This window comes from Nonomuraea sp. NPDC048826 (assembly GCF_043198225.1).
GTDB lineage: Bacteria > Actinomycetota > Actinomycetes > Streptosporangiales > Streptosporangiaceae > Nonomuraea.
Genome location: NZ_JBICUQ010000005.1, coordinates 171,535 through 195,776 on the forward strand (window position 1 = coordinate 171,535; position 24,242 = coordinate 195,776).

Sequence of the window (24,242 nt, forward strand, 5' to 3'; positions counted from 1 at the left end):
CCGGGGCCACCTGTTCAGTCCTCGCGCGAGACCGGCAGCGGCGCCATCCGCCGCCTGGCCATGAGATGCCGCAGCAGCGGCGTCAGCAGGGCCAGCACCGACAGCGCGAGCAGCACCACCGCGACCGGGCTGCCTACCAGCACGGTCACGTCGCCGGCGCCGATGGCGAGCGCCCGGCGGAGCTGGATCTCCGCCATCGGCCCGAGGATCATGCCGATCACCGCGGGCGCCACCGGCAGCCCGAACCGCCGCATGGCGAACCCGAGCAGCCCGAGCAGGTACAGCACCACCAGGTCCACGGCGCTGGCGTTCAGCGCGTAGACGCCGAGGGCGGCGAACATGATGATCCCGGCATAGAGGTACGGGCGCGGGATCCGCAGCAGCTTGGCCCAGACCGGCGCGAGCGGCAGGTTGAGCACGAGCAGCATCGTGTTCCCGATGAACAGCGACGCGATCATGGCCCACACCAGCGCCGGGTTGTGGTCGAAGAGCTGCGGGCCGGGCTGCAGCCCGTACTGCTGGAAGGCCGCCAGCATGATCGCGGCCGTGGCCGAGGTCGGCAGCCCCAGCGTCAGCAGCGGCACGAGCGTGCCCGCCGCCGAGGCGTTGTTGGCCGCCTCCGGCCCGGCCACGCCCTCGATCGCGCCCTTCCCGTACTCCTCCCGCGCCACTCCCCGGGCCAGCTTCTTCTCGGCCGCGTACGAGAGGAATGTGGGGATCTCGGCCCCGCCGCCCGGCAGCGCGCCGAACGGGAAGCCGAGCGCGGTGCCGCGCAGCCACGGCCGCCACGACCGGCCCCAGTCGGCGCGGCCCATCCAGGCCCGCCCGACCGGCACCACGTCCGGCGGGGCGTGCCGCAGCCGCGAGGCCACGTACAGCGCCTCGCCCACCGCGAACAGCCCGACCGCGACGATCACCACGTCGATGCCGTCGAGGAGCTGCGGGATGCCCAGCGTGAGCCGGGCCTGCCCGGTCTGCTGGTCGATGCCGACCAGCCCGATCGCCAGCCCCAGCACGAGCGAGGCCAGCCCGCGCACGACCGAGCGGGACAGCACCGACGACACCGCGGTGAAGGCCAGGATCGCCAGCGCGAAGTAGTCCTCGGGGCCGAACGAGATCGCGAAGTCCACCACGACCGGCGCCGCGAACACCAGCAGCGCGGTGGCGATGGTGCCCGCCACGAACGAGCCGATGGCCGCCGTCGCCAGCGCCTGCGCGGCCCGCCCGCGCCTGGCCATCTTGTTGCCCTCCAACGCGGTGATCATGGAGGAGGACTCGCCGGGCGTGTTGAGCAGGATGGACGTGGTCGAGCCGCCGTACATGCCCCCGTAGTAGATGCCGGCGAACATGATGAACGCGCTGGCCGGCGGCACCGTGAACGTCACCGGCAGCAGCAGCGCCACGGTCATCGCGGGCCCGATGCCCGGCAGCACCCCGACCAGGGTGCCCAGGGTGACGCCGACGAGCGCGTACAGCAGGTTGACGGGTGTCAGCGCGGCGGCGAACCCGTCGAGCAGCAGCTGCAGCGACTCCACTCAGATCACCCCCGACAGCGGCCCCGCGGGCAGCGTGACGCCCAGCCCCTCGACGAACACCAGGTACGTGGCGACGGCCAGCACCACCGCGATCACGGCCGCGCGGATCTTGTGTTCCGCGCCGAGCGCCAGCGAGAGCCCGAAGAACAGCAGGCTCCCGGCGATGATCCAGCCCAGCACGTCCAGCACCGCGGTGAAGGCGAGGAAGACGCCGCTCACCAGGCCGACGCCGCGCCAGTCGGCGGGCGCCTCGGCGTCCACGTCCTCGCTCTTCTCCGGGTCGCCGCGCCCGCCGCGCAGCACGTCGACCACGTAGAACAGGCCGATGAGGATCATCGAACCGCCGACCAGCAGGGGGAAGAACCGCGGCCCCGGCCCGAGCCGGGAGGCCGCGGCCGACACGTCGAGCGTGCCCACGACGACGAACCCGCCGAGGGCGAGCACCACCAGCGCCAGCCCCAGCTCGGGCCGCCACCGGCCACGCTTGACGCCGGTTCCCTCGGGAGAGGACATCAGGACACGAGCCCCATCTCGGCGATGATGCCCTTGACCCGGGTCTCCTCAGACTTCAGGTAGTCGGCGAACTCCTGGCCGGTCATGAACGAGTCGATCCAGCCGTTCTTGGCCACCGCGTCCTTCCACGGCTGCGAGTCGTGCATCTTGGTCACCAGGTCGGTCAGCGCCTTCCGGTCGGCCTCGCTGAGCTCGGCGGGGGCGACGAAGCCGCGCCAGTTGGCCAGCTCCACGTCCAGGCCGCCCTCCTTGAGGGTGGGCGCGTCCAGGCCGGGCAGCCGCTCGCCCGAGGTGACGCCGAGCGCCCGCAGCTTGCCGGACTTGACGTGCTCGGCGAACTCGCCGACGCCCGAGACGCCGATCGTCACCTTGTTGCCGAGCAGCGCGTTGAGCGCCTCGCCGCCGCCGGAGTGCGCGATGTAGTTGACCTGCTTGGGGTCGACGCCCGCGGCCTTGGCCATCAGCCCGGCCACGATGTGGTCGGTGCCGCCGGCCGAGCCGCCCGCCACCGACACCTTCGCCGGGTCCGACTTCCAGGCGGCCACCAGGTCGTCCAGGGACTTCAGCGGGGACTCCGCCGGGACCACGACGATCTCGTACTCCTCGGTCAGCTTGGCGATCGGGGTCGTCTCCGCGAGCGTGACCTTGGACTTGTTCTGCTCGATGGCGCCGACCATGACCAGGCCCATCGTCATCAGCAGGTTGCCGTTGCCCTTCTCGCCGGCGAGCTGGGCCAGCCCGATCGTGCCGCCGGCGCCGGGGACGTTGAAGACCTCGACGCCGCGGTCCGGCACGGCGGACTTCAGCGCCTGCTCCGCGGTGCGGGAGGTCTGGTCCCAGCCGCCGCCGGGCGCGGCCGGCGCCATGATGCGCAAGGTGCTGGTGCCGCCGCCGGCGCCGCCGTTGCCGCCGTTGCCGCCGCAGCCGGCCAGCGCGGCCACGGAAAGCGCCGCGAGGGCGGCGATGACGCGCATACGCATGTTCACTCCAGGGGGGTTCTCACATCTATGGACCCTGGATCGTGCGGGCCGGAGGCCGTCGCGTCGAGTCTGTTGCCGGTAGCGTTCGTAGTGGTCGTATTGGTCGCGACCAGCCCGTGACCTGGCGCTGTTTGCATGTGACGGGTGAGACTCGGCACCCAGCTGTTCGTCCTGCAGATGGCGATCGTGCTGCTCGCCGTCGGGAGCACCGCCGCTGTGTGGGCACAGCACACCCGCAACCAGTACGACTCCCGCTACGAGCAGCGCGCGCTGGCCATCGCCCAGTCGGTCGCCGCCCTGCCGCAGGTGCGCGAGGCGTTCAAGCTGCGCAGGCCCGAGACCGTGCTGCAGCCGCTCGCGCTGAGCGTGCAGCAGACCACCGGCGCCGACTACGTGGTGATCGCCAACACCGATCAGGTCCGCTACGCCCACCCCAACGCCTCGCTCATCCGCCACCGGCTGTCGACCGACGGCAGCTACGTGCTGACCACCGGCGACGACTGGGTGGGCACCCAGAAGGGCACGATCGGCATCACGGTCCGGGGCAAGACGCCGGTCCGCGACGAGTACGGCGCGGTCATCGGCCTGGTCTCGGTCGGCGTGCTGGAGACGACGGTCATCGGCGAGGTCGCGGCAGCGCTGCCGCCGCTGCTGTGGACCGCGGTGGCCGTGCTCGTCGCCGGGCTGGCCGCGGCCGCCCTGATCACCGCCCGGGTGCGCAGGCAGACGTTCGGGCTGGAGCCGAGGGAGATCGCCGCCCTGCTGGAGCAGCGCGAGGGCGTGCTGCACGGCGTCAAGGAGGGCGTGCTCGCGCTCGACCTCGAAGGCCGCGTGACGCTGGTCAACGACGCCGCCCGCGAGCTGCTCGGCGACGTCGGCGACGACCTGACCAGGATGCCGGTCTCCGACCGCATGCGCGACGTGCTCGGCGGCGCCGACCCGGGCGAGGACCGCGTGGTCCTGCACGGCGACCGGGTGCTGGTGCTCAACCGCACCCCCGTGTCCGTACGCGGCCAGCAACGCGGCTGGGTGATCACCCTGCGCGACCGTACCGAGCTGGTCCGGCTGGCCCGGGAGCTGGAGTCGACCAGCAGCGCGACCGAGGCGCTGCGGGCCCAGGCGCACGAGTTCGCCAACCGCATGCACACCGTGGTCGGGCTGCTGGAGCTGGGCGAGCACGACGCCGCCATCGCGTTCATCACCAGCACCGCCCCCGGCGTGGTGGCCGGCGAGCTGCGCGAGCGGATCGCCGACCCGACGCTGGCCGCGCTGCTGCTGGCCAAGTCGGCCGAGGCGGCCGAGAGGGGCGCCCGCCTGGTGCTGTCGGAGGATTCCGCGGTGCCCGAAGGCGTGCTCGGCGACCCGCAGGACGCCGTCCTGGTCGTCGGCAACCTGGTGGCCAACGCCATCGACGCGCTCGACGGCGGGGGCGGCACGATCGAGGTCTCGGTCGTGGCCGACGCCGGCGGGCTGCGCGTGCGGGTTCGCGACTCCGGGCCGGGCATCACGCCCGAGCTGGTGGAGGAGGTCTTCCGCGAGGGGTTCACCACCAAGGCGGCCCGCTCCGGGCCGCGCGGGCTCGGGCTGGCGCTCACCCGGCAGGCGTGCCTGCGCCGCGGCGGCTGGGTCAAGGTGCGCAACTCCGGCGGCGCGGTGTTCACCGCCCTGCTGCCCGCGGAGGCGACGTCATGAGCGACATCCGGGTCCTGATCGTGGACGACGACTTCATGGTCGCCCGCATCCACGGCGGCTACGTCGCCCGGGTGCCGGGGTTCGAGGTGGTGGCCACCGCCCACAGCGGGGCCGCCGCGATCGCGGCCGCGGCCGAGGCCCGGCCCGATCTCGTGCTGCTCGACCTCTACCTGCCCGACATGTCCGGCCTGGCGGTGCTGAAGGCGCTCAGCGGCGTCGACGTGCTGGTCATCAGCGCCGCCCGTGACGTGCCGACGGTCAAGGAGGCCATGCGCGGCGGGGCGGTCAACTACCTGATCAAGCCGTTCGCCGCCGCCGCGCTCACCGAGCGGCTCCAGCAGTACGCCCACACCCGCAGGCAGCTCAGCGCCATCGGGCCGGAGGCCCGCCAGGACGACGTGGACCGGCTCTTCGGCGTCTCCGGCACCCCCGCGGCGCTGCCCAAGGGCCTGTCGCCGGCGACCTGCGCGCTGGTCGTGACGGCGCTGCGAGAGGCGGGCCGCGACCTGTCGGCGGTGGAGACGGCCTCGCTGACGGGGCTGTCGCGGGTGAGCGCCCGCCGCTACCTGGAGTACCTGTGCGGGGCCGGCCGGGCGGAGCTGCGGCCCAAGTACGGAACGGCGGGCAGACCGGAACACCGTTACCGGTGGATCGGCTGACACACTTCCGTAGTCTTTTCCCGTGACATATCCGGACCCGCGTGCCTTACTGTTTCCTGAGAAGTGGCTGCGGAGCGGGAGGAGATTGAGGCGTGCGTAACGCCGGACCGATCGAATCGCCGACCGACCCGTTCGCCTCGGTGCCCTTACCGCAGCGCGCCACCTCGCGGAAGCCGAAGATCGAAGGTCTTCCTCCCGGCGTGTCCAGGGACATCTTCGGTCCCCAGACCGGCCGTCCGGAGCCCCGGCCCGCGGGCCGGCCCTCGACGACCGCCAACGGCGCACTGCCGCCGGCCGCGCCCCAGGCCCAGCCGTGGCCGGTCAACGTGGAGCCGCCGTCCTACACCGAGCCGCCGTCCGCCTTCACCGACTCCGAGCCGTCCCGGCGCCGCCGCCTGCTGCCCGCCGTCGGCGTGCTCCTGCTTCTCGCCGCGCTCCTGGCGTACCTGGTGCCGGCCGTGCTCATGTCCGGCTCGGTGCTGCGCGGCACCCGCGTGGCCGGGGTCGACATCGGCGGCCTGACCGTCACACAGGCGGCCGAGAAGCTCCGCACCGAGCTCGCCGCCCAGCTCAGCAAGCCCGTCGTGGTGCGCATCGGCGACCGCGAGGACACCATCCAGCCCGACGAGGCGGGCCTGCAGCTCGACGTCGTCAGCACGATCAACCAGGTGCCCAGCGGCTTCCCCAGCCCCGTCGAGGTGTGGCGGGCGCTGACCGGCACCACCGAGCTGGAGCCCAAGGTCACCGTCGACGCCTCCCAGCTCGCCAGGACCGTCGAGGCGCTGGCCGAGACCGTCGACAAGCCCCCGGTCGAGGGCAAGGTGGCGTACGAGGGCCTGCGCCCCGTCGTCACCCAGCCGCGCGACGGCGTGCTGCTCGACCGCGCCGACGCCGTCAAGGCGATCAGCGACGCCTTCCTCACCGGCTCGGGCGCCGCGTCGCTGACGCTCGAGCGGGCCGACCCGACCACCACCCAGACGGCCGTGACCCGGGCCAGGACCCAGGCCAGGCGGGCCGTCGAGGCCCCGATCACGCTGACCCTCGACGGCAAGCAGGCGCAGCTCGGCCCGGAGACCATCGCGGCCAGCCTGACCTTCGTCGCCGACGGGGAAGGGGCGCTGCGGCCCGCGTTCGACGCCGCCAAGGCGCTCGAACCGGTGGAGAGCACCCTGGTGGACGCGGCCCAGGCACCCCGCGACGCCACGTACGAGATCGTCGAAGGCCGGCCCCGGCTCGTGCCCTCGCGGGTGGGACGCGGCGTCGACGAGGATCGCCTCTCCCGCGACATCGCGATCATGCTGCGGCGCGGCGGCGAACGCGTCGTCCCGGTCAGGCTGGCGGCCGCGCCGCCGGAGATCACCACCGACGAGGTGAGCGGGCTCGGCATCAAGGAGGCCGTGGGGTCGTTCACCTCCACCTTCGACTGCTGCCAGCCGAGGGTCACCAACATCAGGCAGATGGCCGCCGACCTGGACGGTCACCTGGTCAAGCCCGGCCAGACGTTCTCGCTCAACGACCAGGTCGGCGAGCGCACCGCCGAGGGCGGTTACGTGCCCGCGCCGCAGGTGGTCGGCGGCCGGCTGCTCACCATCATGGGCGGCGGCGCGTCGCAGTTCGCCACCACGCTCTACAACGCGGTCTTCTTCGGCGGCTACGTGGACGTCGCGCACACGCCGATGGACTACCACTCGGCCCGCTTCCCGGCCGGCCGCGACGCCGCGCTGCTCTACCCCGACCTCGACGTGAAGTGGCGCAACGACTCCGACCACGGCGTGCTGATCAAGACGTCGTCCACCGAGACGTCGGTCACCGTCACGCTCTACAGCACCAGGCGGTACGAGAAGATCGAGGCGGTCGAGTCGGACAAGCGGGACTTCACCCCGTTCCGCCGTGAGACCAGCGACGCCGCCGACTGCCAGCCCGTCCCGGGCCAGCAGGGCTTCACCATCGACGTCACCCGGGTCTTCTACAACGACGGCAAGGTGGTCAAGCGCGACAAGAAGCTGACCACCAAGTACCGGCCGCGGGCCGAGGTCGTCTGCGCCTCGGGGAACTGACCGTCACGGCGTGACGGCGATGATCTTGTCGTCGCCGTCACGCACGTCGCCCCGCCCGTCCTTGTTGCTGGTGCCCACCCAGAGCGCGCCGTCAGGGGCCCGCGTGACCGCCCGGAGCCTGCCGTACACGCCGCTGTAGTGCGCGACCGGCGTGCCGGGAGCGCCGTCCTGGGCCAGCGGGATCTGCCACAGCCGGGCGCCGCGCAGCGCGCCCATCCACAGCGACCCGTCCGCGTAGGCCAGCCCGGACGGGGACGCCTCCGAGGTGTCCCAGGTGACGATCGGGTTCTTGAACGCCGGGTTGTCGCCGCGCCCCTCGACCTCGGGCCAGCCGTAGTTGCCGCCCGCCTCGATCAAGTTGATCTCGTCGAAGCTGTTGGCGCCGAACTCGGACGCGTACAGCCTGCCCTGCTCGTCCCAGGCGAGCCCCTGCACGTTGCGGTGGCCGAGGCTGTAGACGAGCGTGCCGAACGGGTTGCCGGGAGCGGGCTCGCCCTCGATGGTCATCCGCAGGATCTTGCCGGCCAGCGAGTCACGCTCCTGCGACAGCGGCCGGTCGCCGGTCTCGCCGGTGCTCGCGTACAGGTGGCCGTCAGGACCGAACGCCAGCCGGCCGCCGTTGTGGATGCCGCCCTTGGGGATGCCCTGGACGATCACCTTCGGATCCGACGGCCGCTCGCCGTCGAACCGGTAACGCACGATCCGGTTGTCGTCGGCGGCCGTGTAGTAGACGAACAGCAGGTCGTCCTTGACCGCCAGCCCCATCAGCCCGCCCTCGCCGTCGGGGACCACCCCGTCGATCGTGGCCACCTCGCTGACCTGGCCGGAGGCGCCCACCCGGACCAACCTGGCGGTGTCGCGCTCGGTCACCAGCGCGTCGCCCCCGGGCAGGAACGCGATCGACCACGGCACCGCGAGGTCCCGCGCCACCGTGGCGGGCTCGCCCGGGGAACGCTCGGGCACGACGGACGCCGTGGGCGTCGTCGCCGCCCCGCCGGCGCCTGAACAGGCGGTCAGCGCCGCCAGGGACATGATCAGCCAGATACGCCTCATGTGTTCCATACTCGCCCCCGACCCTTAAGGTTTCCCGCATGAAGATCTGGGTGCCCTCCGACGCCGTCGCCGAAGTCCTGTCCGACCTGCCCGGCGTCGAGTGCGCGGTGTTCCACCGCGACGTGCCGGAGCCGGCGGGGATCGAGGACGTCGAGGTGTGGGTCCCGCCCCTCGTGCTCGTTACCGACGTGCCCGGTGTCCTGGCCCGCATGCGCTCGCTGCGCCTGCTCCAGACCGTGACCGCGGGCGTCGACGCCTACCGGCCGCACCTGCCGCAGGGCGTGGTGCTGTGCAACGCCCGCGGCGTGCACGACGCCGGCACCGCCGAGTGGGCGGCCGGCGCGATGATCGCGGTGGTCCGCGAGTTCCCCGCGTTCGTCGAGGCGCAGCGGCGCGGCGCGTGGACCTACCGCCAGACCGGCGTGCTCGCCGACTCCACGGTGCTGATCGTCGGCTACGGCTCCATCGGCGCCGCGCTCGAGCGCCGGCTGTCCGGTTTCGAGGTGGAGATCGTCCGGGTGGCCAGGAGCGCCAGAGAGAGCGAGTACGGCCCGGTCCACGGCATGGACGAGCTGCCCGCCCTGCTGCCGGCGGCCGACGTGGTCGTCCTGCTCGTGCCCTCCACCCCCGACACGACCGGCATGGTGGACGCCGGGTTCCTGGCGCGCATGAAGGACGGCGCCGTGCTGGTCAACGCCGCCAGGGGCACGGTGGTCGACACCGCCGCCCTGGTCGCCGAGCTCAAGGCCGGCCGGTTGCGCGCGGCGCTCGACGTGACCGCGCCGGAGCCGCTGCCCGACGACCACCCCCTGTGGAGCGCGCCCGGCGTGCTGATCACCCCGCACGTGGCCGGCAGCACGCCCGCGTCCGGCCGGCGCATGCTCACGCTCATCCGCGCGCAAATCTCCCGTTACCTGCGGGGCGAGCCGCTCGACAACATCATCACCGACGCGTACTGAGGAGAATCCGGACCGTGGCTGGGCCGTGACCTTCGGTGCGTACCGTTGCGTCTATCCAAGGCTTCCTGACTCCCTGTCAAGGAAAATTTGGCGGCAATTGGTCCGTGTGGTTATCAGATCGGTGACGACATCGGCGTTGTCACCACCCGCGCACCCGTGACCGCACACACTGGCGATGTGGACGCGCCGGGCTTCGGCGGCCACGGGAGCAGGCTTCGAGGACGGGATGGGCAACGACTGTGATCCGCTGGCGTGATCCACGGGCATCGCTGACCGCCGGTGCGGCGATCGGCGCGGCCGGGGTCGCGGCTGCGCTCCTAGCGGGCGGCCCGGCTCTCTACATCGGCGCGATCGCCGGATTCTTCACCGCCATGCTCGCCGCCGGCTCGCTGCTGCTCGCCTCCGGACGGCCGGGGGAGCGCGGCTCCATGGCCCGTGGCGTGCGCTGGATGGCCGGCGGCTCCGCTGTCTGGGCCGTCGGCGTGGCCGTGCGCCCTTTCACCGACAGCTCCAGCTTCATGGTGAGCTTCGCCGACCTGCTCGTGCTGCTCGGCACCGTGCTCATCGGCGGGGGCGCGCTCATCGCCGGCGGGCGCCGCCCGCCCGCCCTGGTCGTGCTCCGCCACGTCACCGACTCCTACCTGTGCGCCGCCGCGCTGTTCGTGGTCGGCTGGGTGGTGGCGCTGCGCCACGTCTACGACAACACCGCCGACCCGGCGCTCTTCACCTTCTCGATGCTGCCGCCCATGCTCGCGCTGCTGGTGACGTGCACGGTCGTGCCGTCCATGGTCACCGGCAGGCCCGTGGCGCTGCCGCTCGGCGTGGCCGGCCTGTGCGTGCTGGCGGCCACCACGACCTTCACCATGGCCGGCGCGGTGGCCAGGCTCGACGGCGGCGGGCAGCCGGGCTGGACCCTCGCGCTCGCCCCCGCGGCCTTCCTGCTGCTCACCGCCGTGCCCTGGGCGCGGCCGCGCGAGGTCACGGCCTGGCCGGTCGTGGGCAGCCTCCTCGCGCTGCTGCCGCTGGCGCTGGTCGGCGTGGCCACGGTGACCCTGGTCGTCCACCTGTCGAGCGGCGGGCAGGAGCCGCCGGTGGCCGGCGTCGTGCTGATCGCCGCCTCGATGGTGCTGCTCCTGCTGCTGCGGCTGTTCGTGCTGTCCGGCGTCAACCTGCGGCTGCGCACGCTGCTCTCGCGCGCCGAGAAGCAGCTGCGCGACCTGGCCGAGAGCACCGGCGACGTGGTGCTCATCTGCGACCACGACGGCACCGTGCACGAGATCGGGGCCGGGGTCGAGGAGACCTACGGCTACCGCCCCGAGCAGATCGTCGGCGGCTCGATCTTCGACTACATCCACCCCGAGGACGTGCCGCAGATCCAGTCCTCCCTGCGCGCCATGGGCCTCGATGACGACGACGACGAGGCCGGCCCCGGCGCCTGCCTCATCGCCTGCCGGGTGCGCGCCGCCGACGGCACCTGGCGGCCCACCGAGTCGGTCGCCACCCGCCACGCCACCGGCGAGGACCAGATCCTGGTGACCACCCGCGACATCAGCGACGAGGAGGCGCTCCGCAACCAGGTCGCCCACCTGACCTTCCACGACGGCATCACCGGGCTGCCCAACCGCGCCTACTTCGAGGAGCGCACCCGCGAGGTGCTCGGCGGCTCCGGCCACGTTGCGGTGATCTTCCTCGACCTCGACGGGTTCACCTCGGTCAACGACTCCGTCGGCCACGCCAGCGGCGACTACCTCCTCGGTCAGGCCGCCCGGCGGTTGCGCGGCGCCGTGCGCCCCGACGACACGCTCGCCCGCTGGGGCGGCGACGAGTTCGCGGTGCTCATCGAGACCGGCGGCGACGCGCAGCTCGCCGTCGACCTGGCCGAGCGGCTGCTGCGCGCGGTCTCGCAGGAGCCGTTCCGGGTGGCCGACCGCGACGTGGCGCTCACCGGCAGCGTCGGCGTCGCCTTCGCCGAGGACGACCTCCCGGCCGGCGACCTGATCCGCAACGCCGACGTGGCCATGGCGCGGGCCAAGGAGCTCGGCGGGCGCCGGGTCGAGGTGTTCGCCGCGCAGATGCACGCCGACGTGGTCCGCAGGCTGGAGCTCGCCGCCGACCTGCAGCGGGCGCTGATCGAGCACCAGTTCGCGATCGAGTACCAACCCGTGGTCGACCTGGCCACCTCCCGGGTCACCGCGGTCGAGGCGCTGGTGCGGTGGTGCCGCGGCTCGGTGTTCGTGCCGCCCGACCAGTTCCTCGGCCCGGCCGAGGACACCGGCCTCATCGTGCCGCTGGGCGAGTGGATCCTCCGCGAGGCGTGCCGTGAGGTGGCCGCCTGGCGGGCGGAGTCGTGGGACATCGGGCTGTCGCTCAACCTGTCCGCCCGCCAGATCACCGCGCCCAGGTTCGTCCAGGCGGTCGAGGAGGCGCTGGCCGAGAGCGGGCTGCCCGCCTCCGCGCTCACCCTCGAGGTGATCGAGGAGATGCTCGTCGAGGACGCCGACGAGACCGTCAGGCGGCTGTCCGAGCTGCGCGCCCTGGGCGTGCGGCTGGCCATCGACGACTTCGGCACCGGTTACGCCTCGCTGGCGTTCCTCCGGCAGCTCCCGGTCGACATGATCAAGATCGACCCGTCGTTCGTGTCCGGCCTGGGCCAGGACGACACGTTGACCCTGCTCACCCGGACCATCGTGCGGCTCGGCCACGACCTCGGGCTCATCGTGGTGGCCGAGGGCATCGAGCGGCCCGAGCAGCTCGACCTGCTGCGCGAGATGGGCTGCACCCGCGGCCAGGGCTTCCTCGTGGCCAGGCCCATGGCGGCCAGGGGCGTCGACTCGCTGATGAGAACGAGTCTCACCGTGTGAGACCTGTGTCCCACCAAGTTGACACCGGGGCATTCCTAGCGGCTATGGTGTAAGCCATGCTTCGCAGTGAGATTCTCGTAGTACTTCGCCGGCGCGCAGGCCGTTAGCGAAGCACTCCGACCTGCGCGCCGCCCCGCTCCCACCTTCCGTGGGAAGGGGCATTTTTTATGTCCTGACGTGTGACCACACAAGGAACGAGCCGATGACCGAACGGATGACAGGTGCACAGGCCCTGGTCAGGGCGCTGGAGCACGTGGGAGTCGACACCGTGTTCGGGATCCCTGGCGGCGCCATCCTCCCCGCCTACGATCCCCTGTACGACTCGACCAAGGTCCGGCACGTGCTTGTACGGCACGAGCAGGGCGCCGGGCATGCCGCCGAGGGATACGCGCAGGCCACCGGGAAGGTCGGCGTGTGCATGGCGACCAGCGGGCCGGGGGCGACCAACCTGGTGACGCCGATCGCCGACGCCTACATGGACTCGGTGCCGATCGTGGCGATCACCGGCCAGGTCGCGACCGCGGCGATCGGCACGGACGCCTTCCAGGAGGCCGACATCTCCGGCATCACCATGCCGATCACCAAGCACAACTTCCTCATCACCAACCCGGCCGACATCCCGCGGACGATCGCCGAGGCGTTCCACATCGCCGCCACCGGCCGCCCCGGCCCGGTGCTGGTCGACATCGCCAAGGACGCGTTGCAGGCCGAGACCGAGTTCCACTGGCCGCCGGTCATGCAGCTGCCGGGCTACCGTCCGGTCACCCGGCCGCACTCCAAGCAGATCCGCGAGGCGGCCAAGCTCATCGCCGAGTCCCGCCGGCCGGTGCTGTACGTCGGCGGCGGCGTGCACAAGGCCCGCGCCTCCCAGGAGCTGATCCGTCTGGCCGAGGTGACCGGCATCCCGGTGGTCACCACGCTGATGGCCCGCGGCACGTTCCCCGACAGCCACCCGCAGCACCTGGGCATGCCCGGCATGCACGGCTCGGTCGCGGCGGTGGGCGCGCTGCAGCGGGCGGACCTGATCGTCGGCCTGGGCGTGCGCTTCGACGACCGCGTCACCGGGCAGCTCTCCACCTTCGCCCCGCACGCCAAGATCGTGCACGCTGACATCGACCCCGCGGAGATCTCCAAGAACCGCCACGCGGACGTGCCGATCGTCGGCGACTGCAAGGAGGTCATCGGCGACCTGATCGCCGCCGTGGAGGCGTCCGGCCAGCAGGGCGACTACGCCGACTGGTGGACGGTGCTCAACGGCTACAAGGAGACCTACCCGCTGGGCTACGACGAGTTCGACGACGGCTCACTGGCCCCGCAGTACGTGATGCGGCGGCTGAGCGCCATCGCCGGGCCCGACGCCTACTACGTGGCCGGCGTCGGCCAGCACCAGATGTGGGCCGCCCAGTTCATCGCGCACGAACGTCCCGGCGCGTTCATCAACTCCGGCGGCGCCGGCACCATGGGGTTCGCGGTCCCGGCCGCGATGGGCGCCAAGATGGGCGACCCCGACGCCGTCGTGTGGGCCATCGACGGCGACGGCTGCTTCCAGATGACCAACCAGGAGCTGGCCACGTGCGCCCTGGAAGGCGTGCCGATCAAGATCGCCGTCATCAACAACGGCAACCTCGGCATGGTGCGCCAGTGGCAGACCCTCTTCTACGACCAGCGCTACTCCAACACCGACCTGCAGGCGACTCGCCGGATCCCCGACTTCGTCAAGCTGGCTGAGGCCTATGGTTGTGTTGGCCTGAGGTGCGAGCGTCCCGAGGACGTGGACGCGACCATCAAGAAGGCCATGGAGATCAACGACGTGCCGGTGGTGGTCGACTTCGTCGTCCACCAGGACGCCATGGTCTGGCCCATGGTCGCGGCCGGGACGAGCAACGACGACATCAAGTACGCCCGTGACATGGCGCCTACGTGGGAGAACGAGGAATGAGCAGACACACGCTGTCGGTGCTCGTGGAGAACAAGCCGGGTGTGCTGGCGCGGGTGTCCGCGTTGTTCAGCCGGCGCGGTTTCAACATCGACTCGCTGGCCGTCGGCCCCACCGAGCACGACGACATCTCCCGTATGACGATCGTCGTGAGCGTCGAGGAACTCCCGCTGGAGCAGGTCACCAAGCAGCTCAACAAGCTGGTGAACGTGCTCAAGATCGTGGAGCTCGACCCGTCCCAGTCGGTGCAGCGCGAGCTGATGCTGATCAAGGTCAAGGCCGACGCCGACAGCCGCTCGCACGTGCTGGAGCTCGTCCAGCTCTTCCGCGCGCGCTGCATCGACGTGGCGGCCGACGCGGTGACCATCGAGGTCACCGGCACGCCCGACAAGCTCGACGCGTTCATCAAGGTGCTCGAGCCGTTCGGGATCAAAGAGCTCGTCCAGTCGGGCATGGTGGCCATCGGCCGCGGCGCCCGTTCCATCACTGACCGGTCCCTCAGGGCACTGGACCGTACCGCCTGAAAGGTTTTTCGCAAGTGACCGAGATCTTCTACGACGACCAGGCCGACCTCTCGATCATCCAGGGGCGCCATGTGGCCGTGCTGGGGTACGGCAGCCAGGGCCACGCCCACGCGCTCTCCCTGCGTGACTCCGGGGTGGACGTGCGGGTCGGCCTTCCCGAGGGCTCCAAGAGCCGGGAGAAGGCCGAGAACGACGGGCTGCGGGTGGTCACCCCCGGCGAGGCGGTCAAGGAGGCCGACCTCACCATGATCCTCGCGCCGGACCACATCCAGCGCCACCTCTACGCCGAGCACGTCGCGCCGAACCTCAAGGAGGGCGAGGCGCTCTTCTTCGGCCACGGGCTCAACATCCGTTACGGCCTCATCGAGGCGCCGGAGGGCGTCGACGTGTGCATGGTGGCCCCCAAGGGCCCCGGCCACCTGGTGCGCCGCCAGTTCGAGGCGGGGCGCGGCGTGCCCTGTCTGGTCGCCGTGGAGAAGGACGCCTCGGGCAAGGCCCTCGACCTGGCGCTCTCGTACGCCAAGGGCATCGGCGGCACCCGCGCCGGCGCGCTCAGGACCACCTTCACCGAGGAGACCGAGACCGACCTGTTCGGTGAGCAGGCCGTGCTGTGCGGCGGCGTCTCCGAGCTGATCAAGGCCGGTTTCGAGACCCTCATCGAGGCGGGCTACCAGCCGGAGGTGGCCTACTTCGAGTGCCTGCACGAGATGAAGCTCATCGTCGACCTCATGTACGAGGGCGGCATCTCGAAGATGTACTGGTCGGTCTCCGACACGGCCGAGTACGGCGGCTACACCCGCGGCCCGCGCGTGGTCACCGAGGACACCCGCAAGGCGATGCGCGAGATCCTGGCCGAGATCCGTGACGGCCGGTTCGCCCGCGAGCTGGTCGACGAGTTCGACGGCGGCCAGAAGGAGTTCCAGCGGCACCGTGAGGAGCTGGAGGGCAACCCGATCGAGAAGACCGGCGCCACGCTCCGTCCGATGATGAGCTGGCTCAAGGCCTGATCTTCCGTGGCGTTACGCGGCCGTCCGGCCGCGTGCCCGCGACGCGGCCCCGGCCGGGGAATCCCCCGGCCGGGGCCGCGTCTTTTTGCCATCTCGTGGCTGATCGTCCGGGGCTCTCACCCTCTGGCGACCGTACGGGACGGCATCCCGGTGACCTTGTCCAGTGGTACGTCGATCGTCATGGACGACCGGTATGCGTCTAGGTTCACCCAAGAGAGGCCTCTTCCCACGTCAAAGCGGAAATCTCGGCGTTTGGCCGGTGAGGGGCTCGGGGAGATCTCCGACCGCTACCTACGGAGAGTAGTCAAGAGGTAACAGAGGAGATCCGATGTACAAGACGGGACTTGTCCTGACCGGCCTGATCGGCGGGATGGTCATGCTGGGCGGCGCTCCCGCGCTCGCCCAGGGCTACACCACCGCACCGGTACTGGCCAACACGTACCACGACGACGACGAGGGCGACGACATCAGGTACAACAGGTCGCAGGACGGCGAGTGGACCAACAACGGTTCCGACAACGACTTCCTCGACCTGGACCTTCTCAATGATGTCGTGGACCTCCTCGACCTGCACGACTGAGGTACAGCGGGACATTCGGCGGGGCTCACCTCAGCGATGAGGTGGGCCCCCCACCCGTTTCAGGGCCCCTTTCAACCGTCACACTCCGTGACCCCCCACACCCCGTCCCCCAGATCGCAGCAGCCGCCGCCCGCCGGTGTGCGGGCCCGGCCACGGTCCGATGCGGGGGAGTCGTGGCCGGGCCCGCCTGAGGGGAGCGCGGGACATGCGGTGGGAACCGGCTCGGGTGGGGCCGGTCTGCCCGGCGCTCCGTGGCCAACACAGCCGCGGGAGCCTCAGTGGCTGGCGAAGACCTGGGTCCAGTGCGGGCCCTTGGGGTGGTGGCCGACGCCGATGTGGGTGAACGAGCAGTTCATGATGTTCTGCCGGTGCCCGGGGCTGTCGAGCCAGCCCTGCACGACCTGGGCGGCGGTGCGCTGGCCCATGGCGATGTTCTCGCCCCAGGACCGGATCGGGGCGAACCCGGCGGCCTGGATGCGGTCGCCCGCCGAGCTGCCGTTCCTGCCGGTGTGATCGAAGTAGCCGCGCGCCGCCATGTCCGCCGAGTGCCGTTCGGCCGCCTTGCGGAGCTTGGCGTCGTGCACCAGCGGCCGGCAGCCGTTGCCGGCGCGGGCCCGGTTGGTGAGCCTGACGACCTCGGACTCGGCGGCAGAAGCGCCCGAACCGGTCCTGGCCGGGTCCTTGCAGGACAGCACCACGCTGCGCGAGGCGGCGGTGCCGCCGGTGTAGTCCAGGGCCGTGACGTAGTAGCGGCGCGGGGTGGCGGAGCAGCGGAGCTTGGCCGTGATGCGGCCGTTCTCCAGCACGCGGGAGCCGCTCTTCAGGGTGCGGTCGGTGCCGGTGACGGCCTGCTTGATCCGCACCCGGAGCCGGGCGCGGTCGTCGCAGCCGGTCCGCCCGGCGATGCCCCTGATCATCCCGGCGGCGTCCAGGACCGGCTTGAGTACGACCACGCGGCACGCCGCCCGCGTGTCCTGCTGGGTCTGGGCGGCGGCGGTGCCCGACGCGGGGACGCTCATCGCCGCGAGACCCCCGAGGCAGGCCAGGGCCTGGAGCCGTCTGCGCATTGCTGCCCTCCGATGAGGTGAGACGCTGCGTCGAGACCGCATTCTGGCCCGCCCACGTCAGCTATGTCCTGAAAAACTCCGCTATACCTGGAGCTCCATGTGTCGCAATCGTAACAATTAACTCGGCTACCTCGGTAAACCCATCTCCACGATCACGCGTCCAGGCGCAAAAAAACCGGGTGCGCCGGTCGCGGCGCACCCGGTCAATCAGGCGTACGTGCTAGCACTGCGCGGGCTTGAGCCACGAGCACTCCAGGTCGGGGTGGTCCTGGGTGGCCGACTTGAGCTGGACCGCCGCGTCGACCGGCGCGTTCCTGGAGAACTGCGCGAGCCGGACCGCGATCTTGTCCTCGATGTCCTTGGGCGAGGACGACAGATACTGGTTCAGCATGATGGAGAACACCAGCGGCTCGCCGTCGGCGCTCGTCACGTAGCCCGACAGCGCGGTGACGCCGGTCAGCGACCCCGTCTTGGCGTGCACGTTGTTCGCCGCGGGAGTGTCACGCATCCGGCTGCGCAGCGTGCCGCCGACGAACCGCTCGGCGTTGCCCGCGATCGGCAGCGACGCGTACCAGGTCGGGTACCACGGCTTGTCGCGCACGGCGAGGAGCAGCTGCGCGATCGAGGTGGGGGTGATGCCGTCGCGGCGCGACAGGCCGGAGCCGTCGCGCAGGTTGAGCACCTGCACCCCGTTGGCGCGGGCGAAGTCGGTGCTCGCCTTGAGCCCGGCGGCCCAGGTGCCCTGGCCGGCGACCTTGCGGCCCATGGCCTTGGTGAGGATCTCGGCGTGGATGTTGTTGCTCAGCTTCATGAACGGCACGAGCAGCTCGCTGAGCGGCATCGACTCCTTCTTCGCCAGCTCCTTGGCGCCCTCGGGGGCCGCGCCGGTCGTGGTCTTGCCGAGCACCCGCACGCCGCGCTTCTCCAGCGCGTCGCGGAACAGCGTCGCGGCGTAGGCGGTCGGATCGTCCACCGCCACCCATTCGTTGTACGTGGACGCGACCGTGCCGGAGATGACCACGGTCTTCGTGCCGTGCTTGCGCTCGATGAGCACGTCGGTGGACGAGCCGGTCTTCGCGTTGTTCACGATCTTCAGATAGCCGGTCTCCGGCGTGGTGGACACCTTGACGCGGTCCCCGTCGGGCGCGACGGAGACGACCACCGAGCCGGCGTCGTAGTCGCGGTCGGGCGAGGCGGTGAGCGCGGAGATCGGGGCCGCGTAGTAGGCCGTCTCGTCGTCCCAGGCCCAGTCCTGGCCGAGCCGTACGTCGTCGAACCAGGTGTCGTCGGCCACCAGCTTGCCGGTGACGAGCTTGACCCCGGCCTTGGCGACCTCGGCGGCCAGCGCGTCGTAGTCCTCGGCCAGCAGGGTCGGGTCGCCGGTGCCGCGCAGCACCAGGTCGCCGTTGAGCACCGGGCCGGACTTGCGGCCCGCACCGAGCACGCTGGTGGTGAACCGGTAGTCGAGGCCGAGCACCTCCGCCGCCGCGGCCGAGGTGAACAGCTTGGTGTTGGACGCCGGCATCAGGAGCTTGCCCGCGTCGGTCGCGTACAGTTCCTCACCGTTGGCCGCGCTCCTGACCACCACGCCGGCCTGGGCGATGGTCAGCCGGGAGTCGGCGAGTATCTGGTTGAGGTCCTGGGTGAGGTCGGCCACGCCGGGCGAGGGTTCGAGGGCGATCGCGGGGGAGGAGGGTCCGGACGCCCACGCGAGGGCCGCGACGAGCGCGCCCGCGACGAGAGAGGCTGAGGTGCGCCGCATAGGGGGTCTCCAAAAGGGATGCGACAAGGGTCTCGCCTGCGATCATGGGCCAGGCGGCGCACGGTGTAATCCGCAAATCTCCGTATCTTTACGGAGGCGCGAACGATGCGTGGAATGCCGTGGTTTACGGGCCTTCGGAGCTCACCAGGAAGCCACAGTCACCGAACGCCACCTCGTCGCCCGACTTGACCCGGGCCGGGCCGACCAGCCGCCAGCCGTTGAGCCGGGTGCCGTTGAGCGAGCCCAGGTCGACCAGCAACCACCCGCCGTCGTCCTCGCGGCGCAGCTCGGCGTGGACCCGGGAGACGGTCAGGTCCGACAGGACGAGGTCGCAGGCGGACCCGCGGCCGACCACGAACCGCCGCCGGTCGTCCTCGGGCAGGGCCAGGCGGGGCAGCCGCGGCTTGCGCCAGGCGGACTGCAGGGCGGTGGTGAAGCCGGAGACCGCCGAGACCGCGCCGGTGAGCGCGTTGGTCACCCGCAGGCGAAACGTCGTCCGCCGGGGCAGGTCGGCGACGAGCGCGTCGAGCTCCTGCTGGTTGCGGGCGCGCAGCGCCTGGTCCACGCGGACCACGAAGGTGTCGTGCGAGAGCCGTCCTTCGACGGCGCGCTCCCGGAGCTCGTCGATCGCGCGGTCCCGTTCATCATCAGACGCGCGGAACGGTGGTGGCGTCGAGCTCATTCCCCGAGTATCGGCCTGAAGTGCGCGCCCTGTCCAGAATACGCGGATCTGTTGCCGGGGCCGCGGGGCGACCGGTCACCCGGCCGTGCCGGGAGCCGCCGGGGAGACGACCCGTCCGGGGTCCCTGAGCTGGTACCTCAGCGTCATCACCACGGACAGCAGGATGATCACCGCGGGCACCGCCGTCTGCCCGATGAGCACCGCGGTCACCGCGCTGTCCGGCTGCTCCACCCGCTGGCTCGCCACGGACGACACGAAGCCGCCGATCGTCAGGGTGAGGCCGAAGATCAGCGCGCCGAACGCGCTGACGCCGCTCTCGATCGCGGTCCACAGCCCGGTGAACACCCCCGCCCGCCGCTTCCCGGTGGTGGCCGCGTCCACCGCGATCACGTCGGCCAGCATCGAGAACTGCAGCAGCGTCACCCCGGCGACCCCGGTGCCCACCAGCAGGATCATCACGTGGGCGTACCAGCCGCCGAAGAACGGCGTGGCCAGGGCAAGCCCGGTGCCGCCGGAGAAGGTGGCCGCGGCGATGATCATCGCGCCCCGCTTGTCGAAGCGCCTGGACAGCCAGGTCCACATCGGCATCGTCAGCATCATCGGGCCCACCAGCGCCGCGAACAGCGTGGTGGTCGCCTTGGGGTCGCCGATCGTGTAGGTGGCGAAGTACGGGGCGGCGGCCAGCATGATGGCCACCGCGAGCTGCTGCGTGCAGCTCAGCGCCGTCAGCCAGAGGAACGCCTTGTTGCCCTTGACCACCGCGAACTGCTTGAACAGGTTGCCGCCGTCCGCCTCCGGCGCACCGGTCATCGGGGCCTTGGCCGTACCGAAGAAAGCTCCCAGCATGGAAGCCAGCAGCACCGCCGCGATCACCACGCCCATGAGGCGGTAGCTCGCCAGCGTGCCGCTCTCGCCCTGACTGTTGACGATGGCCGGGGCCGCGACGCCGGCGATCGCCGTGGCCGCGCCGACGAAGACCATCCGCCACTGCAGCAGCGACGTCCGCTCGTGGTAGTCGTCGGTCATCTCCCCGGGCATCGCCTTGTACGGCACCTCGAACAGCGCGTAGGCGGTGGCCGCCGCCATGAAGCAGACGCCCACGTACAGCGCGGCCGGGACGCCCGTCAGCGGCGGGCCCGCGAAGACCAGGAAGAACGCGATCGGCAGCGTGCAGGCGCCGGCCAGCAGCCAGGGCCGGCGCGGGCCGAGCCGCGAGGAGGTCCGGTCGGACCAGCGGCCCACCATCGGGTTGAGCAGCAGGTCCCACACCTTGGGCGCGGTCACCACGACCCCGGCCAGCCACGCGGGCACCGCCAGGAAGTTGGTCATGTAGAACAGCAGGAGCAGCCCGGGGACGGCGCCGAAGGTGGCCGTGCAGAAGGATCCGACGCCGTAACCCAGCCGGACGCCTCGGGGGACCGTGGGGGCGGCCATGGCGGGTGCGATCACGGGACTCATTGAAGCCGAGTCGGACCCCGTCCGGTAGGGCCCAGTTCGGCCGGATCCGCTGTTATTCGTTCACGTTGGCGCACACCACGTGCGCGCCGATCTCGACCATGCGGCGCTCGCTGCGCGAGTCGGCCACCCTGGCCATGAGGATCGGCGCCCCGCTCGCCGCGAGCTGCGGGAGCCGGGCCCGGACGCCGCGGTGCAGGTCGCGCACCACGTCCTCGGCGGCCGACATGTGCACCTTCACGTGCAGCATGATCCCGGGGGCGCCGGAGGCGGTGCGGGCCTCGGAGATCCACACGTGGTGGACCAGCGGGAAGTCCATGAGCAGTTGTGCGACGGCCTGGCGCAGCGCGGGCAGGATCGGGTGCGTGCACCGGCGGTAGCCGGGGTCCACCTGCTGCATCGGCCCCGACAGGTGCGGCCGCGGCGCCGGGATCCACGGGATCGCGGGCGCCTCCTGCTGCCGCGGCGCGGCGGGGGCGATGGTGCCGGCCCGCGACACCATGGCCATGGCGCCGGTCGCGTACGCGGCGGGCGCGGCCCCCGACAGGACGGGCGTGGGCCCGGTGCGGGTCGAGGTGAGGAAACGCTGGAGATCGTCGATGGGCACGGCGGCCGCGGCGGGGCCGGCGGCGTCGATCACGATCTCCCGCACGCCGGTCACGCGCTGGATGTCCAGGATGGTGTCGGCGTCGCACGCCGACAGCGAATGACTGCCGTGGTGCCTGGCGTAGGTCGCCGCACTGGTGTATCCGAGCAGCACCCGGTCACCGGCCTGGGTAGTGCCCAGGACGACGGATCGATCTGGTCGCACGGCCACCAGGACTCCACCGTCGGCGAGAGCCGCCAGCAACCGGTGCGGAGCACCATGCTGGGCGAGCACGTCGGCAAGCGCAGGGTTCCCGATGCTCATATGACGAACCATAGGTAGTCGGCCACGGCTTATCAGGCTAATGCCGAATAATTCTCCCGATCAAGATGAAGATGGCTGCGGTGTGGATGACTTTGCGCGCCCCTGGGTACGCGGCGTCTCATCTCAGATGCTGAGCCTTCGTGAAAGCGTTCACAAGCCACCGATAGACTCGTGGGGAAACGGGGACCCATCGACGTGTCCCTGACGCCCGCCGCACGCTACTAAGGACTCACGCTCGTGAACAAGCCCGTCGTACTGGTCGCAGAGGAGCTGTCCGAGGCCGGCCTGGCCGTGCTCGGCGCCGATTTCGAGGTCCGCCACACCGACGGCGCCGATCGGTCCCAGTTGCTGCCCGCCCTCGCCGACGTGGACGCGCTCATCGTCCGGTCCGCCACGAAGGTGGACGCCGAGGCGATCGCCGCCGCGCCCAAGCTGCGCGTGGTGGCCCGGGCCGGCGTCGGACTCGACAACGTCGACGTCGAGGCGGCCACCAAGGCCGGCGTCATGGTGGTCAACGCGCCGACCTCCAACATCACCAGCGCCGCCGAGCAGACCGTCGCGCTCATCCTGGCCAGCGCACGCAACACCGCGCAGGCCCACGCCGCGCTGAAGAACGGCGAGTGGAAGCGGTCCAAGTACACCGGCGTCGAGCTCGACGAGAAGGTCGTCGGCATCCTCGGCCTCGGCAAGATCGGCCAGCTCGTGGCGCAGCGGCTGCAGCCGTTCGGCGTCGAGCTGATCGCCTACGACCCCTACCTGCCGCCGGCCCGCGCCGCGCAGATGGGCGTCCAGCTGCTCAGCCTGGAGGAGGTCCTCAAGCAGGCCGACTTCATCACCGTCCACCTGCCCAAGACCAAGGAGACGCTCGGCCTCATCGGTGACCGCGAGCTGCACGAGGTCAAGCCCTCGGTGCGGATCGTCAACGTCGCCCGCGGCGGCATCGTCGACGAGGCGGCCCTCTACTCCGCGATCAAGGAGGGCCGGGTCGCCGGCGCCGGCCTGGACGTGTTCTCCAAGGAGCCGTGCACCGACAGCCCGCTGTTCGAGCTCGACCAGGTCGTCGTCACGCCCCACCTGGGCGCCTCCACCCACGAGGCCCAGGAGAAGGCCGGCACCCAGGTCGCCAGGAGCGTGAAGCTCGCGCTGGCCGGCGAGTTCGTGCCCGACGCGGTCAACGTCCAGGGCGGCGCGGTCGCCGAGGACGTCAAGCCGGGCCTGCCCCTGGCCGAGAAGCTGGGCCGGGTCTTCACCGCGCTGGCCGGCGAGGTGGCCACCAAGCTCGACGTCGAGGTGCGCGGCGAGATCGCCGCGCAGGACGTGCGGGTGATCGAGCTCGCCGCGCTCAAGGGCGTCTTCACCGACGTGATCGAGGAGCAGGTCACGTACGTCAACGCGCCGCTGCTGGCCAAGGACCGGGGCATCAGCGTCGAGCTGGTCACCAGCTCCGACAGCCCCGACTGGCGCAACGTGGTGACCGTGCGCGGCGTGCTGGCCGACGGCCGCCAGGTCTCGGTCTCCGGCACGCTCTCCGGCCCCCGGCAGATCACCAAGATCGTCGAGGTCAACGGCTACCAGATGGAGATCGAGCCGACCGCCCACCTGTCGTTCTTCACCTACACCGACCGGCCGGGCATCGTCGGCGTCGTCGGCCGCATCCTCGGCGAGCAGGGCATCAACATCGCCTCCATGCAGGTCTCCCGGCACGCCAAGGGCGGCAAGGCGCTCATCGCGCTGACCGTCGACACGGCCATCCCGGCCGAGGTGGTCGAGCAGATCTGCCAGGAGATCGGCGCCGAGAGCGGCCGCTCGGTCGACCTCGAGGACTGACCCGCCCACGCGACGACGGCCGCCACCGGGGTTCCGGTGGCGGCCGTTCGCGTGTCTCAGCATGCGAGATGCTAGGACATCCAACGAGATGCTCAGGTAATCTGGCGGGTGATGCGTCAGGTGCTCGTACTCATTGCCTGCCGCGGCGGGGCCTGTTAGGGCAGGTCGACGACCCGCCGCGGT

General features: G+C 71.3%; 19 protein-coding genes. 10 read left to right on the forward strand and 9 right to left on the reverse strand.

Annotated features, from left to right (window positions below; genetic code table 11):
- Positions 1-14 precede the first annotated feature (14 nt).
- From ACGFI7_RS19125 to ACGFI7_RS19135, 3 genes are read right to left on the reverse strand one after another with little or no spacing between them, the layout of a single operon-like run.
- Positions 15-1,535: a tripartite tricarboxylate transporter permease gene (locus tag ACGFI7_RS19125; protein WP_393406010.1), complete on the reverse strand. Its 1,521-nt coding sequence runs from the start codon at positions 1,533-1,535 to the stop codon at positions 15-17.
- Entirely contained in the window at positions 1,536-2,048 is a 513-nt protein-coding gene (locus ACGFI7_RS19130) for a tripartite tricarboxylate transporter TctB family protein (protein WP_393406012.1), read from the reverse strand.
- Positions 2,048-3,028, reverse strand: a complete 981-nt coding sequence (locus ACGFI7_RS19135) for a Bug family tripartite tricarboxylate transporter substrate binding protein (RefSeq protein WP_393406014.1) — start codon at positions 3,026-3,028, stop codon at positions 2,048-2,050. Before ACGFI7_RS19135 ends, ACGFI7_RS19130 begins: the two co-directional genes overlap by 1 nt.
- A 144-nt stretch (positions 3,029-3,172) precedes the next feature.
- Between ACGFI7_RS19135 and ACGFI7_RS19140 the strand changes: the two genes are divergently transcribed.
- The 3 genes from ACGFI7_RS19140 to ACGFI7_RS19150 all read left to right on the forward strand — a co-directional run bounded on the left by ACGFI7_RS19140 (position 3,173) and on the right by ACGFI7_RS19150 (position 7,436).
- On the forward strand, positions 3,173-4,720 hold the full coding sequence (locus tag ACGFI7_RS19140; protein WP_393406016.1) for an ATP-binding protein: 1,548 nt from the start codon (positions 3,173-3,175) through the stop codon (positions 4,718-4,720).
- Positions 4,717-5,379, forward strand: a complete 663-nt coding sequence (locus tag ACGFI7_RS19145; protein ID WP_393406018.1) for a response regulator — start codon at positions 4,717-4,719, stop codon at positions 5,377-5,379. Before ACGFI7_RS19140 ends, ACGFI7_RS19145 begins: the two co-directional genes overlap by 4 nt.
- 92 nt (positions 5,380-5,471) lie before the next feature.
- Positions 5,472-7,436, forward strand: a complete 1,965-nt coding sequence (locus ACGFI7_RS19150) for a VanW family protein (protein ID WP_393406020.1) — start codon at positions 5,472-5,474, stop codon at positions 7,434-7,436.
- A 3-nt stretch (positions 7,437-7,439) separates the two neighbouring features.
- Here ACGFI7_RS19150 and ACGFI7_RS19155 read toward each other — a convergent pair whose 3' ends face one another.
- A complete protein-coding gene (locus tag ACGFI7_RS19155; protein ID WP_393406022.1) occupies positions 7,440-8,489 on the reverse strand; it encodes a PQQ-dependent sugar dehydrogenase in 1,050 nt (349 codons plus the stop codon).
- 38 nt (positions 8,490-8,527) lie between these two features.
- Between ACGFI7_RS19155 and ACGFI7_RS19160 the strand changes: the two genes are divergently transcribed.
- From ACGFI7_RS19160 to ACGFI7_RS19185, 6 genes are all read left to right on the forward strand, one after another.
- Complete coding sequence (locus ACGFI7_RS19160; protein WP_393406024.1) at positions 8,528-9,448, forward strand: 2-hydroxyacid dehydrogenase; 921 nt, start codon at positions 8,528-8,530, stop codon at positions 9,446-9,448.
- A 239-nt stretch (positions 9,449-9,687) separates the two neighbouring features.
- Positions 9,688-12,309 (forward strand): putative bifunctional diguanylate cyclase/phosphodiesterase, encoded by a 2,622-nt coding sequence (locus tag ACGFI7_RS19165; RefSeq protein WP_393406026.1) that lies wholly within the window; start codon positions 9,688-9,690, stop codon positions 12,307-12,309.
- A 202-nt stretch (positions 12,310-12,511) separates the two neighbouring features.
- A complete protein-coding gene (locus tag ACGFI7_RS19170; RefSeq protein WP_393406027.1) occupies positions 12,512-14,248 on the forward strand; it encodes an acetolactate synthase large subunit in 1,737 nt (578 codons plus the stop codon).
- The gene (ilvN, locus tag ACGFI7_RS19175) at positions 14,245-14,769 is read left to right on the forward strand and encodes an acetolactate synthase small subunit (RefSeq protein ID WP_393406029.1); all 525 of its coding nucleotides are present in this window, start codon (positions 14,245-14,247) and stop codon (positions 14,767-14,769) included. The genes ACGFI7_RS19170 and ilvN overlap by 4 nt, the downstream gene beginning before the upstream one ends.
- A 23-nt stretch (positions 14,770-14,792) precedes the next feature.
- Positions 14,793-15,776: a ketol-acid reductoisomerase gene (gene ilvC, locus ACGFI7_RS19180; protein ID WP_393407124.1), complete on the forward strand. Its 984-nt coding sequence runs from the start codon at positions 14,793-14,795 to the stop codon at positions 15,774-15,776.
- Between the two features lie 328 nt (positions 15,777-16,104).
- On the forward strand, positions 16,105-16,356 hold the full coding sequence (locus ACGFI7_RS19185; RefSeq protein ID WP_393406031.1) for a hypothetical protein: 252 nt from the start codon (positions 16,105-16,107) through the stop codon (positions 16,354-16,356).
- 275 nt (positions 16,357-16,631) lie between these two features.
- Here the strand turns inward: ACGFI7_RS19185 and ACGFI7_RS19190 are convergent, their stop codons facing one another.
- The 5 genes from ACGFI7_RS19190 to ACGFI7_RS19210 form a co-directional block, all read right to left on the reverse strand.
- A complete protein-coding gene (locus ACGFI7_RS19190) occupies positions 16,632-17,423 on the reverse strand; it encodes a CAP domain-containing protein (RefSeq protein WP_393406033.1) in 792 nt (263 codons plus the stop codon).
- A 220-nt stretch (positions 17,424-17,643) separates the two neighbouring features.
- Positions 17,644-19,185 (reverse strand): D-alanyl-D-alanine carboxypeptidase/D-alanyl-D-alanine-endopeptidase, encoded by a 1,542-nt coding sequence (dacB, locus tag ACGFI7_RS19195; protein ID WP_393406035.1) that lies wholly within the window; start codon positions 19,183-19,185, stop codon positions 17,644-17,646.
- Positions 19,186-19,309: 124 nt separating this feature from the next.
- Positions 19,310-19,867, reverse strand: a complete 558-nt coding sequence (locus ACGFI7_RS19200) for an FHA domain-containing protein (RefSeq protein WP_393406037.1) — start codon at positions 19,865-19,867, stop codon at positions 19,310-19,312.
- A 75-nt stretch (positions 19,868-19,942) separates the two neighbouring features.
- A complete protein-coding gene (locus tag ACGFI7_RS19205; RefSeq protein ID WP_393406039.1) occupies positions 19,943-21,325 on the reverse strand; it encodes an MFS transporter in 1,383 nt (460 codons plus the stop codon).
- A gap of 52 nt (positions 21,326-21,377) precedes the next feature.
- Complete coding sequence (locus tag ACGFI7_RS19210; protein ID WP_393406041.1) at positions 21,378-22,232, reverse strand: hypothetical protein; 855 nt, start codon at positions 22,230-22,232, stop codon at positions 21,378-21,380.
- A 237-nt stretch (positions 22,233-22,469) separates the two neighbouring features.
- On the opposite strand from ACGFI7_RS19210, the gene serA reads away from it, so the two are divergent.
- Positions 22,470-24,059 carry a phosphoglycerate dehydrogenase gene (gene serA, locus ACGFI7_RS19215; RefSeq protein WP_393406043.1) on the forward strand — a complete coding sequence of 530 codons (1,590 nt, stop codon included), beginning with the start codon at positions 22,470-22,472 and terminating at the stop codon, positions 24,057-24,059.
- The last annotated feature ends 183 nt before the right edge of the window (positions 24,060-24,242 follow it).